Annotated in this window: 12 protein-coding genes; 8 read left to right on the top strand and 4 right to left on the bottom strand. The window is 61.1% G+C overall.

The window, feature by feature from the left end; genetic code table 11:
- The first annotated feature begins 5 nt into the window (after nucleotides 1–5).
- The 7 genes from CK220_RS26300 to CK220_RS26270 all read left to right on the top strand — a co-directional run bounded on the left by CK220_RS26300 (nucleotide 6) and on the right by CK220_RS26270 (nucleotide 5231).
- Nucleotides 6–851: an ATP-binding cassette domain-containing protein gene (locus CK220_RS26300; protein ID WP_095814315.1), complete on the top strand. Its 846-nt coding sequence runs from the start codon at nucleotides 6–8 to the stop codon at nucleotides 849–851.
- Between the two features lie 88 nt (nucleotides 852–939).
- Nucleotides 940–1944 (top strand): Gfo/Idh/MocA family oxidoreductase, encoded by a 1005-nt coding sequence (locus CK220_RS26295; RefSeq protein WP_095814314.1) that lies wholly within the window; start codon nucleotides 940–942, stop codon nucleotides 1942–1944.
- Nucleotides 1941–2900 carry a sugar phosphate isomerase/epimerase gene (locus tag CK220_RS26290; RefSeq protein WP_095814313.1) on the top strand — a complete coding sequence of 320 codons (960 nt, stop codon included), beginning with the start codon at nucleotides 1941–1943 and terminating at the stop codon, nucleotides 2898–2900. Before CK220_RS26295 ends, CK220_RS26290 begins: the two co-directional genes overlap by 4 nt.
- Nucleotides 2901–2912: 12 nt before the next feature.
- Nucleotides 2913–3221 carry a MocE family 2Fe-2S type ferredoxin gene (locus CK220_RS26285; protein WP_095814312.1) on the top strand — a complete coding sequence of 103 codons (309 nt, stop codon included), beginning with the start codon at nucleotides 2913–2915 and terminating at the stop codon, nucleotides 3219–3221.
- A 3-nt stretch (nucleotides 3222–3224) separates the two neighbouring features.
- Nucleotides 3225–4007 (top strand): TIM barrel protein, encoded by a 783-nt coding sequence (locus tag CK220_RS26280; RefSeq protein ID WP_095814311.1) that lies wholly within the window; start codon nucleotides 3225–3227, stop codon nucleotides 4005–4007.
- Between the two features lie 4 nt (nucleotides 4008–4011).
- On the top strand, nucleotides 4012–4836 hold the full coding sequence (locus tag CK220_RS26275) for a 3-methyl-2-oxobutanoate hydroxymethyltransferase (RefSeq protein WP_095814310.1): 825 nt from the start codon (nucleotides 4012–4014) through the stop codon (nucleotides 4834–4836).
- A 110-nt stretch (nucleotides 4837–4946) separates the two neighbouring features.
- Nucleotides 4947–5231, top strand: a complete 285-nt coding sequence (locus CK220_RS26270; protein ID WP_095814309.1) for a MurR/RpiR family transcriptional regulator — start codon at nucleotides 4947–4949, stop codon at nucleotides 5229–5231.
- A gap of 350 nt (nucleotides 5232–5581) precedes the next feature.
- Here the strand turns inward: CK220_RS26270 and ampH are convergent, their stop codons facing one another.
- Together ampH and CK220_RS26260 are read right to left on the bottom strand one after the other, a co-directional pair.
- Nucleotides 5582–6700, bottom strand: a complete 1119-nt coding sequence (gene ampH / locus CK220_RS26265) for a D-alanyl-D-alanine-carboxypeptidase/endopeptidase AmpH (protein ID WP_095814308.1) — start codon at nucleotides 6698–6700, stop codon at nucleotides 5582–5584.
- 402 nt (nucleotides 6701–7102) lie between these two features.
- Nucleotides 7103–8434 carry a sorbosone dehydrogenase family protein gene (locus CK220_RS26260; RefSeq protein ID WP_095814307.1) on the bottom strand — a complete coding sequence of 444 codons (1332 nt, stop codon included), beginning with the start codon at nucleotides 8432–8434 and terminating at the stop codon, nucleotides 7103–7105.
- Nucleotides 8435–9116: 682 nt separating this feature from the next.
- On the opposite strand from CK220_RS26260, the gene CK220_RS26255 reads away from it, so the two are divergent.
- Nucleotides 9117–10037 carry a LysR substrate-binding domain-containing protein gene (locus tag CK220_RS26255; RefSeq protein WP_095814364.1) on the top strand — a complete coding sequence of 307 codons (921 nt, stop codon included), beginning with the start codon at nucleotides 9117–9119 and terminating at the stop codon, nucleotides 10035–10037.
- 4 nt (nucleotides 10038–10041) lie between these two features.
- On the opposite strand, the gene CK220_RS26250 is transcribed toward CK220_RS26255, so the two are convergent.
- Together CK220_RS26250 and CK220_RS26245 are read right to left on the bottom strand one after the other, a co-directional pair.
- Entirely contained in the window at nucleotides 10042–11172 is a 1131-nt protein-coding gene (locus tag CK220_RS26250; protein WP_176479220.1) for an MFS transporter, read from the bottom strand.
- A 182-nt stretch (nucleotides 11173–11354) separates the two neighbouring features.
- Nucleotides 11355–12137: a hypothetical protein gene (locus tag CK220_RS26245; protein WP_095814305.1), complete on the bottom strand. Its 783-nt coding sequence runs from the start codon at nucleotides 12135–12137 to the stop codon at nucleotides 11355–11357.
- Between the last annotated feature and the right edge of the window lie 14 nt (nucleotides 12138–12151).

Here is a 12151-nt window from a genome sequence, read left to right as displayed (position 1 = left end):
ACGCCATGAATGACAAACCTGCCATTCTCGAACTGAGAAACGTCAACAAATCCTTCGGTCCAATCGACGTCCTGCACGATATTTCGCTCAGGGTGCGCGCTGGCGAAGTGCTCTGCCTGCTCGGCGACAACGGCGCCGGCAAATCCACGCTCATCAAGACCCTGGCCGGTGTCCACAAGCCAACGAGCGGCGAGATATTGATGGACGGTCAGCCCGTGACTTTCTCAGGGCCGAGCGACGCGCAAGGGCGGGGCATCGCCACGGTGCACCAGTTCGGCGGCACGTTCCCGCTCATGAGCATAGGCCGGTCGTTCTTCGTCGGCGTCGAGCCGACCAAGGGCTGGGGACCTTTCAGAATCTACGACCGCAAGCGCGCCAACGAAATCGCGGTGAAGGCGGTGCGCGATTTCGGCATCACCCGCATCGACGACGGCGACCGCCTGGTCGGCGGCCTGTCGGGCGGCGAGCGTCAGTCGCTCGCCATTGCCCGCGCCGTCTATTTTGGCGCGCGTGTGCTGATCCTGGACGAGCCGACCGCTGCGCTCGGCGTCAAGCAGGCCTCGCATGTGCTGCGTATCGTCAACGAGGCCAAGAGGCGCGGCCTGGCCGTGGTCTTCATCACCCACCAGGTCATGCACGCCATGACCGTCGGCGACCATTTCGCGGTGCTGATCCGCGGTGCGATCGCCGCCGATTTCCGCAGGGGCGAAAAGTCGCGCGAGGAGATTACGGATCTGATGGCCGGCGGCGAAACCATGGCCGACCTCGAAGCCCAGGTCGAGGGCTATATGGAAACTCATCAGGGGCACCCGCCGCCTGCCAAGGTGCTGGAGGGCCCAGCCGCCCAGTAGACTCTTCCTGAGGAGGTTTCAGCCTGGCGCGGCTCCAGGTCGCCGTTCGCCGCCGCTCGCAAGTTCGAAAAACAACAAGCAGGTAAAAATGACAATCCGCATTGCAGTGATCGGCGCCGGCCTGATGGGCGCGGATCATGCCAAGATAGTCGCCGAGGAACTGCCCGGCGCGACCCTCCAATTGGTCTGCGACATGGATGATCAGCGTGCCCGTCGCGTCGCCGATGCGCATGGGGCCGTCGACATCGCCACCGATCCCAACGCCGCCATCGCCCGGCAGGACATTGACGCCGTGATCATTGCGAGTCCCGATTTCACGCATGCGCCGCTGTCACTGGCCTGCATCGCAGCCGGCAAGCGGGTTCTATGCGAGAAGCCTCTTTCACAGGCATCCGCCGACTGCATTGCGGTGATGGAGGCCGAACGGAAGGCAGGGACGAAGTTCGTTCAGCTCGGCTTCATGCGGCGCTACGATCGCTCCTACCAGGAGATGAAGCGGGCGCTGGACGACGGCCATCTCGGCCGCGCGCTGATGATGCACAATTTCCACCGCAACGTTGAGACGCCGGCGGCCGATTTCACGGGCGCGATGGCCATCACCAATTCCGCCCCGCACGAATTCGACGTCGTGCGTTACGTGCTCGGCACTGATTATGTCGCTATTTCCGCGTTCCAGCCGCGCCGCTCGGACGCTCGTGTCGCGCCCGTGATCATGGTTCTGGAAACGGTCGATGGCCAACTCGTCAACATCGAGATCAACAACAACGCGGCCTACGGCTATGACGTTCGTGCCGAACTGGTCGGCGAGCGCGGCGCGGTTGCGACCAACAATGTTGCCTACACTCGCACGGAGTCGGCGCTTAGCCAAAGCACAAGCTACGACGTCGACTGGCGAACCCGCTACTACGATGCCTATCGCCGCCAGAACCGCGACTTCCTTCGCTTCGCCGCGACTGGCGAGTTCCCCGTGACCGCCTCGGATTGCTGGGACGGCTATTGCGCCGCCGTCGTAGCCGAGGCTGGCGTGACGGCGCTGAAGGAAGCCCGTCGGACATCTGTCCAGATGATCGCAAAGCCGGAGTTCTACGCGTGAAGCTCGGGTTCGTCTCAGACAGTCTTGGTGGCCTGCCGTTCGACGCGGTGCTCGATCATGCCCAACGCATGGGGGTGTCCGGCATCGAGGTGAATACTTGCGGCTGGTCGACCGCTCCGCATTTCCGGCTTTCCTCGATGCTCGGCGACAGGCAATCGCAGAAGCGCTTCACGGAAGCTTTCGAGGAACGCAGGCTGGAGATCATCAGCCTCAACGCGAACGGCAATCCGCTGCATCCAACCGACAGCGCCCAGGGCGAGGGGTTGAAAGATACGATCCGCATCGCCGGCGAGATGGGCATCCGCACCGTCTGCACCATGAGCGGCCTGCCGGCCGGCAGCGCCGGCGACAGCATGCCGAACTGGGTCGTCTCGTCGTGGCCGCCGGAAACGCAGACCATCCTCAAATATCAATGGGAAGAAAAGCTGATCCCATTCTGGACCGAGATCGTCGCGCTGGCCAAGGCAAACGGCGTGGAGCGCATCGCGCTCGAACTCCACGGCAATCAGTGCGTCTACAATGTGCCGTCGCTCTTGAAGTTGCGAGAAGCGGTCGGGCCTGTCGTGGGCGCCAATCTGGATCCCTCGCACCTGTTCTGGATGGGCGCCGATCCCCTCGCTGCCGCTGAAGCGCTGGGCGAGGCGGTGTATCACGTTCATGCCAAGGATACGATGCTCAACCCGCCCGTTCAGGCAACGACGTCTCTGCTCGAGAACGGCAGCCTGATGGACATTCCGGCGCGATCCTGGAGCTACATCACCCTTGGGTTCGGCCATGGCGAGGCGTGGTGGCGACAGTTCTGTTATCGGCTCAAGATGGCCGGCTATGACGGCTGGCTTTCCATCGAGCACGAAGACGTCCTTTTGAATTCGCTGGAGGGGCTCGAAAAGTCCGTCGCGCTGCTCCAGGACGTCATGCCGTCAGCTCCCGCAGACTTCAAACCGCAAGCCATCTAAAGAGACCCCACCATGCCCTGGATCGACGCCTGTGCCGCTGACGACATCGAAGCCGAGGAAGCCAAACGCTTCGACAATGGCGGCCGTACCTTCGCGATATTCCGCAACGACGCGGATGAGTATTACTGCACCGACGGGCTTTGCACGCACGAAGCGATCCATCTTGCTGATGGCCTCGTCATGGGGAATACGGTGGAGTGCCCGAAGCACGCCTCCGTCTTCGACTTCACCAATGGCGAAGTCGAGACGCCACCGGCCTGCGAGAACCTGAAGACCTACAAGACGAAGGTCGAGAACGGCCGCGTCATGGTCGAGGTTTGAGCTATGGACCAACCCTTCCAGCTTGCCGCCTGCGCCGAGATGCTTTGGCGCGACAGACCGATCGAGTGGCGTGCCGCGCGCCTGAAAGAAATGGGATTTCAGGTCGGCCTGTGGAATTGGCCCGACCATGATCTCGCCAAGCTTGAACGGTCCGGCGCGACCTTCTCGATCATGAACGGCTACCTGCGCGGCCGTCTGACCGACGACGAGGGCGCGGCGGAGCTCATCAAGACGGCGCGTGAAACAGCCCAGGTCGGAAAACGCCTCGGCGTCGCGCGGCTCAATCTCCATGGCACCGGCCTTGGGCAGGGCGGCCTGCCTGTCACGCCGGTGGAGATCGTCACCGGCGCCATGTGGCTGAAGGCGCGCGACACGCTGCGCCGCGTCGTTGACATGGCCGACGAGGAAGGCGTCGTCTTCACCCTTGAGAACCTGAACCTGCCGATTGACCACCCCGGCGTTCCTTTCGGGCGCGCCGAGGACACGCTGGCGCTGGTGTCGTCGGTCAACCATCCGCGCCTGCGCCTCAACCTCGATCTTTACCATGCGCAGATCGGCGAGGGGAATCTGATCGAGCTCTGCCGGGCGTGCCTGCCGTGGGTCGGGGAAATCCAGGTCGCGGATGTGCCTGGCCGCAAGGAGCCCGGTACCGGCGAGGTGAACTGGCACGGCATCGCCAGGGCTCTCAAGGCCATGGGCTATTCCGGCCCCGTCGGCATGGAGGCCTTCGCTTCGGGTGAGCCCGAGGCGGCGCTCGAAGCTTTCCGCAACGCATTCACGGTCTGAACCCATGGTCAGCAGAAACACACGCCCCACCGTCGCCGACATCCGCGCCATGAAGGCGCGCGGCGAGAAGATCTCGATGCTCTACGTCACCACGCTGGAAGAGGCCGCGGCTGCCGATGCGGCGGGCATCCACATGCTGTCGATCGAAGGCCGGTTCTTCAGCCAGGAGATGCGCGAGGCGGCAGGGCGCTGCTTCGTGCAGGTCGGACTGCCCTATGGCGGCTGGGGGACTTTCCAGGGTCGCCCGCTGGCTACCGCCGAGGACTATCTGCGCGCCGCCTTCCACTTCGCCGCGATGGGCGGCGATTGCTTCTACTGCGCGGCCTCCTACGACATCCAGAAGACGCTGTGCGACAACCACGTGCCCATCGTCGCGCATGTCGGGCTCATTCCCTCCTATATCACCTGGACCGGCTTCCGCGCCGTCGGCAAGACGGCCGGCGAAGCCACGGCCGTCTGGCGGCAGGTGAAGCAACTCGAGGCCATCGGCTGCTTCGGCGCCGAACTGGAGGTTGTGCCCGACAGGGTGGGGGCGTTCATCTCGAAGAATACGTCGATGATCATGCTCGGCATGGGAGCAGGTCCCGGGGCGGATGCGCAGTATCTCTTCGCCGAGGATGTGCTGGGCCACACGCAAGGCCACAGGCCGCGTCACGCCAAGACCTATCGCAACTTCGCGGCCGAATACGAGCGGCTGCAAAACGAGCGGATTTCAGCCTTCAGGGAATTCATCGCCGACGTCAGGACCGGCGCCTATCCGGCGCCGCAGCACAATGTTGCGATCACCGACGAGGAGTTCGCCCGTTTCATGGATCAGGCCAAGGCCTGATCCAGAGGCGCCGCGTGGGGCGCCAAGGGCGATGGCGGAGGCTGCAACGACATCTGCCAGGATCGGCGCGACCGTGATGCTGGCAAGCGTGTAGTAAAGTTCCAAGCGCAATGGATAGACCGAGAAATCTGGACGAGATCAAAGCAGCTATTGCCAAACGCGACGTGATGCTACCAAGGGCGATGGAGCATGTAGCGAGGGAGGTTTTTAGGAAACCCGAAATGGTCGCCTTCGACAGCGCATCTGAAATAGCGCGCCGTTGCCACGTCGGCACCTCGACCGTTTCACGACTTGCCCAACACCTCGGTTTCGCTAGCTTCCGCGAACTGAGAAGGGTCTTTCAGGATGACCTTCGGAACAGATCGTTGCAGACATCGAAGGATAGCCGAGTTTGAAGTCGGACAGGCAGGGCCAAGGTGTCCGCTGAGCCATCTGGAACGGAGCGACACGCTCGTCCGTTCAAAGGCGCTCTATCCGGGAAGCGGAAAGTCTGCTTGCGGCCCGCTGCTGCCAATAGCTTGCTCTTGGCTTAAGACGTACAGCCTGCTGCACGCGCCTTGGCCGCTCCTCTCAGAGTCGGCTTGCGCCGGGCCTAGAGCATGATGCCGAAAAGTGTGAAGCGGTTTTCGGGACGACATCATGCTCTATCTCTTTGATTTAGAGCCGGATTCAGATTTCAGGCCGATTCGACCTGAAATCATCCGGCTCTAGTGCTGGCCTGCTTCGTGGGGGCCACTCTGTGCTTTTAGCGTGGCGCCAGGTCCGTGACCAAATCGTTGGTCATCTTGACGGCGGCTTCGAACGCCGCCGCATTGAATTCGTTCATCACGAAAAAGGCGCCCACGCCGCGGCTCGGCGCGATGGCGACATAGCTGAACGTCCCTTGCAAGCCGCCGCTCTTCTCAAGGATCAGAGGACGGTTGCCATCAGGCAAGGTTATCACCCATCCTAGCCCCATCGCGTCCATCGGCCCGCCATCGTCAACCCCTATGACCGACTTCAGCCCGTCTCGATAGAGAAAAGCGGCGTGATTCATGAGGCGCAGCTCCGCATTGGCTGCCGAGGGCCTGGTGTCTACATGCCAAGCGATCCAGCGCAGCATGTCGTCCGCAGTCGAGTAGAGGCCGCCCGCGCATTCTATACTCACTGGCGTCGGCGCCGTCGGCATGGAGCGCCCATCGAAAAAGTGGCCTTGCATCAGCCGTGCCTTGTCACCGGGCCGAGGGTTGAAGACCGTGTCCTTCATTCCGATAGGGTCGAGAATGCGCTCCTTTAGCAGCTCGGCATAGGGCTTCCCCGCTACGTTGGCGAGTGCGGCGCCGAGCAGGTCGAAGCCGAAGTTGGAATAGAGCACGGAGGTGCCGGGCGCAAAGAGTAGCGGGTTCTCTTTCAGAGCCGCGATCTGCGTTTCTCGAGTGTTGAGCGAGAAGGGATCCTCGGGTGGCGCGGCGGGCGTCGGTACCTCGCGCGGCAGGCCTGACGATTGTGTGACCAGATCGACGATCCGCAGCTCCCGCGTTTCTATCCGTGGCAGCTCGACGTCATAGCCCAGCCGATCTTGAAGCGCGTCGGTGAGCTTGAGCTTGCCCTCGATCGCAAGGGAGGAAAGCACCCCGCCGCAGAAAACCTTGCTCACCGAGCCGATGCGGAACATCGTGTCGCGGTCCGGCTCCTTGCCGGTTCCATCGGCGATCTCGCCAAAGCCGGCGAAAGCGCTCTCGCCGTTGCGCACGGCGCCCACCAGCAATCCGGGGACCTTGGCGCTGAGATAGAGGATCGTACCGTGAAACTGAAGCGCTTCTGCAAGCAGTCTATCCTCGGCCTGTGTCGGCGAGGAAAGTATGATCGCCGCAAGGGCTGGCATGGCGGAAGCTATCGGTCGGCATAAACGTGACAGGCACATCAGTCGAATCCTTCTACCGGGATACCGTAGACCTCTAATACTAGCAGCAAATAGATATCTGGAACGTTCGAGAGATGCCGGCGACAGTTGAACCGCTATCCACGAGTGTATCACAGGAACGGGGTCGAGCCGGCGGTCGAGGGCGCTGACAAGCTCGGTGAGCCCTGTGGCAGGTCCGGCGGTATCCCCCTTGGCCGCCTGGATGTGGGGCGTCTGTGCCTGGCTGAGCGGGACGCATTCGGTCCTTCGCGTTCGCGCCTAATCTCGGCGGTAGAGGTAAGATTTGCTTTGCCCCGAAAGCAGTCATCATATGCGAACGCTCGAGATCGCGGTTGCGGAAAAAGGGCCAGAAAGGCACTGGCGCTAACGCCCCTTGGCTCGGCTGACCCTCCAGATGATATTACCAACATCGTCGGCGACGAGCAGCGCGCCGGCCCGATCGACAGCAACGCCGACCGGACGGCCCATCGCCTTGCCATCATGTCCGAGGAAGCCGGTGAGCACATCCTTCGGGGACCCGCTCGGCCTACCACCACGGAACGGCACGAAGATCACCTTATAACCGCTGTGCACGCTTCTGTTCCATGAGCCGTGCTGGCCAACGAAAGCGCCGTTGCCATAGGCCGTGCCGAGCGACGCGCGGCTGGAGAAGGCCAGTCCCAGCGAGGCGGTATGGGAGCCCACCGCATAGTCGGGCTTGACCGCCTGCGCCACAAGATCAGGGCGCTGCGGCTTGACGCGTTCGTCGACGTTCTGCCCATAATAGCTGTAGGGCCAGCCATAGAAAGCGCCGTTGCGAACTGAAGTGATGTAGTCCGGCACGAGATCGTCGCCGATTTCATCACGCTCGTTTACGGCGACCCAAAGCTCGCCGGTTTCAGGATTCCAGGAGAGCCCGTTCGGGTTGCGCAGCCCGGACGCGAAAACCCGGGTGCTGCGGCTGGACCGATCCACCTCAAGGACGGCGGCGCGGTTTTTCTCCGCGGCGATGCCATTTTCTCCAACGTTGCTGTTCGAGCCAACGGTGACATATAGTTTCCGTCCGTCCGGACTTGCGATCACGTCCTTGGTCCAATGATGGTTGATGTCTCCGGCCGGCAAGTCGACGATCTTTTCCGGCGGCGCTGTTACTCGGGTCTGGCCGTTGGAGTAGGGGAAAGCGACGAGCGCGTCGGTGTCGGCGACATAGAGCTTGCCTTTGGAAAGCGTCATGCCGAAGGGCGAATTGAGGCCTTTTGCGAAAATCCTGCGCACATCCGCAACGCCGTCGCCATTGGTGTCGCGCAGGAGCGTGATGCGGTTAGCGCTGACGGTCGCAGCGCCGGCTCGCTTCATAGCCTGGTTCATGAAGAGCTTTCTGAGGCTGAAGCGATCGTCATGCTTGGCAGGGGCATTGGTTTCGGCGACAAGCACGTCGCCGTTCGGGAGCACATGCAGCCAGCGCGGATGGTCGAGGCCGGTGGCGAACGCCGTCACTCTCAGCCCCTTGGCCGGGGTCGGCATTCCACCTTCCTGCCAGCCTGTTGCCTCTGCGATGTTGACGGTCGGGATCAGCGTGGGTGTCGGTTTCGGCAGCGTGGGGTTGGGGCCATAGCCGGTTATTGCCCCCATTTTCTGAGCTGGAACGCCAGCGCAGCTCACTGTGAGGGCTGCCAATACGGCTATGGTCAAGTTTCGCGGGAAGCCGGCATGCATCGAACGTCCTCCGTTCGGATTTGCCTCGTGCACTTTGCGTAAACGCAAGTCAGCGGCTTCTTATTCCAATTGCCTCAAAACAGCAGCGTTCGCGATCCTTTGCTTGGAATATTCGCTTGAGGGCCAGGAGTTCGCGACCGCTCTGCTCTGTCATAGATATGGCGCGAGAATTTACAGCCAAGTGCACGCAATCTGCGGGGGCGATTCGCTAAGTAGGGCTGGCTAGGCCGGCGGCTCAATATCGAAGATCCCGCGGCGCTCGTTGAGGCGCTACGACGTCGAGACGCCGATGGTGCCGAACGCATTGCTCGGGCCCACGCTACGGTTTAGCCGATGGCGTGCAGAACACTCTGTAAGCGCTGAATAAGCGAGATCAAAACGAGTGTACGGTTTTCTGCAAGCGGCGGGCAGGCGTAACCCTCTTTGATTCCATGAACGTCGGACGCCGCCAGATCCGCCAGCGATGAAGGCGAGAGTGGCAGAGACGACACGTTCAATGGCCACCGCCAGCGCACCCTCCGCAAAACGCGTGCGACTCGCAATAATAATCGCAAGCTACACCAGTTTGGCTCCTGCCTAGCTTTGGTCAAAACTGGTTTCGGCGACGGCGCGGTCGGAGACTCGCGTGACATCCTAGATGCCTTGGGGCACTCTGAACAGGTTTAAGGCAGGAAACGGCTCATTGTATAAACCCGAAATGCGCGAGCTCACTGCTTTCGTGGAGGTCGCACGCCAACTCAACTTCACGCGAGCCGCCGCCAATGTCGGCGTATCGGTCCCAACGTTCAGCCAGACCCTTCGCGGCTTGGAGGAGAAGCTCGGTGTGCGCCTATTGACGCGTACGACCCGCAGCGTCTCGCTTACCGATGCAGGACGGGACTTCCTGGCTTCCTTGGAGCCGCTCCTGGCGAGGCTGGATGTAGCTCTTGACGGACTCAATAGGTTTCGCAGTGAGACGGGTGGTCGCCTGCGGATTCTCGGCTCGAGAACCGCTTCGACGCTCTTTGTCGGCCCCTTGATTGGACGCTTTCTTTCTGCTCATCCCGATATCGAGCTAGAGATGTTGGTCGACGATCTTCACCTTGACTTGGTCGAAAGTCGAATCGACGCCGGTATCCAGACCGGTGAGCGGATCGAAAAGGATATGGTCGCTGTGCGCCTTGTCGATCCCTTCGAAGAAGTGCTTATGGCTTCGCCGGAGTATCTTCAGAAGCAAGGGGAGCCCGATACCCCTGATAGCCTCGGCCAACATTGGTGCGTCCGATTGCGCTCCTCTTGGAACGGCACTGTTCGTCCGTGGGTCCTCACAAAAGGTGATCAAAAGATTGAACCTTCGAAACCGGCGCGCTTTGTCGCCAATGATTTGCGGGTTCTGGCTTCGGTCGTTCGAGGCGGAGGCGGAATCGGATTGCTCCCCAAAGTCCTTGTGAAAGATGCATTGGCGTCGAGAGAACTTGTCCAGGTCTTGGATGGCTGGAGTTCCTGGGTATCAGGCATCTACCTTTTTTATCCGAGCAGGCGGCAGATGCCTGCCGCCCTTGGCGCGTTCATCAAGTTCATGCGAGAGAACAAGCCCGGTCCAGGCTGGCTATCGGCTATGTGAGGGATCAAGGGCGACGAGCTTCTCCAATGGCCAATGCGACAAAGAATATGACCAGTGCGAGTGTCGCCATCACAACTCCGACCAATCCCGTTGATGCCGGACTGAAGTGAGCGGCGATCACGGCTCCGCCAAGGGCAGCACCAAGGGCATTGGCAACATTGATCGCGCATCCGTTTAGCATGGCGCCCAGCGCCTGCGCGTGTCCAGCGACATCCATGAGACGGGCCTGCAACGGCGGCACGAGAGCGAGCGCCGCCAATCCAGCAAGGAAGACGCTGATGGAAATTGCAATGGCGTTGTGAACGCTAAAGAAGAAGATCGTGAAGGCCACGAGGTTCAAGGCCAGCAGTAAGCCGATCGCCCGCATTATGCCTCGATCCGCGAGCCAACCACCCAAGAAGTTTCCAACGAACATGCCAAGCCCGATCACGACCAAAACGAGCGGCGCGTCGCTCTCCGAGATTCCCGTTACGGAGATCAGGGTTGGCACCAGGTAGGTATATACAGCGAAGAGGCCGCCGAGACCGACTGAGCCTATCCCGAAAGCCAGCCAGACCTGTGGTTTTGCCAAAGCGCTCAATTCCTTGAGAGGGCCGGCGCCGTGCGCGGCCTGAACTGCCGGGACGGTGGCCCGACAGATGATAGCCGCAAGAGCCGCCAGCGCTGCCAACAGGAAGTATGTTAGACGCCAAGTCGTATGCTCTCCGAGAAAAGTGCCGACCGGAGCGCCTATAAGGTTGGCAAGGCCGAGCCCCATCATAACTCGGGCAACGGCTTGCGCCCGCTTACCCGGATGAGCCAACGTTGCGGCAATGAGGGACGCGATCCCGAAGTACGCTCCGTGAGGAAGGCCGGACATGAAACGCGCTGCGATCAGCGCCGAAAAGCTACCAGCAAGTGCCGACAATGCATTTCCGACCGCGCAGAAGAGAAGGAGGAAGACCAGCAGCAGGTGGCGTGGCGTTTTAGCCGCCATAGTTGCGATCAACGGAGCGCCAATGACGACGCCAAGAGCGTAGGCAGTGACGGAGGTTCCAGCAACATCGATCGTGATGTGGCTATCGCGGGCCATTTCGGGTAGCAGGCCCATGGCGGCGAATTCGGACGTGCCGAGGAGAAATGCTCCCAGGATCATCGCAGATTCCGCCGCGATCGTCTGCAAGCGTGTGTGAGGTTGATGTGTCATGAGATACTCGGATTGAAACCGCAGCGGAGCCAGTTCAGGGACGAGCGAGGCTGCGGCCTGCGACACTCGTGGTAACAACCGGCTTGTGACGGGAATTGGCGGTCCCGCTGATTGCCACCACGTGGGGTGGACTACGGCGTGGGCACGAAGATGTCGCGGGAATAAACAGGCAGCGAGACAACGGAAACCAGGCTTTGCGAGCCGTCGAACACAGCGGCAAGTTTTCCGCCCTCTGCCTTGAGCGACAGCGAGCGTAGACGTTCCGACTTCGCGCCTTGAGCCTGAACGACGTCGCTTGCTTCGTTGTAACGGTAGAGGCGGGAGAAGCTTGGCTTAAGCTGCGAATATACATGGCTTTCAGCCTTCTCTGCTTTGAGAGGACCGCGCTCAAACTCTGCTCGCAGAGAAACCTTCTCCCCGCCTCCTTCAAATGTCCACGATTCAGTGACCATCGATGGATTCGAACTGTACTTCACCGAACGCGTAACGTCGTCAGTTGCCTTCTCCGCAAGCTCGTATGGGCCTGCGCCGCCCCGAGACAAGCCGTCGAACAACATCAGGACATCTTCGCTGCCGCCCTTTTTATGAACCGGAATGCCAAACAGCACATAACGGTATGGCGCACCGACTTTTCCATCAGTTCCAACTGCAAACAGCTGATCTACGAACTCGACCTGCAGGTTCGCACCGGCAGAGGGTCCTTCCTTGATCGGGCTAAGCTCCCAGCCCCCAGGCAGAAACTTCTCCAAAGCAGCCGTGGAAGCTTTGTAGGCCAGAACGGTGCGAACGTCCGTGTTGCTGCCACTAAAGTTTTCAGCGGCCTCAGCGGGGGTTGGCATTGGGGTCATTGCTGTGATGGGAGCCACGATGAGTGCGACAGCCAGCGCGATATCCGCGGCTTTGAAATTGAACATGGTCCTATTCCCTT

This window comes from Mesorhizobium sp. WSM3860 (assembly GCF_002294995.1).
Classification (GTDB): Bacteria; Pseudomonadota; Alphaproteobacteria; order Rhizobiales; family Rhizobiaceae; genus Mesorhizobium.
Note: the sequence above shows the minus strand (reverse complement) of the source record. Positions and strands in the feature narration are given on the sequence as shown.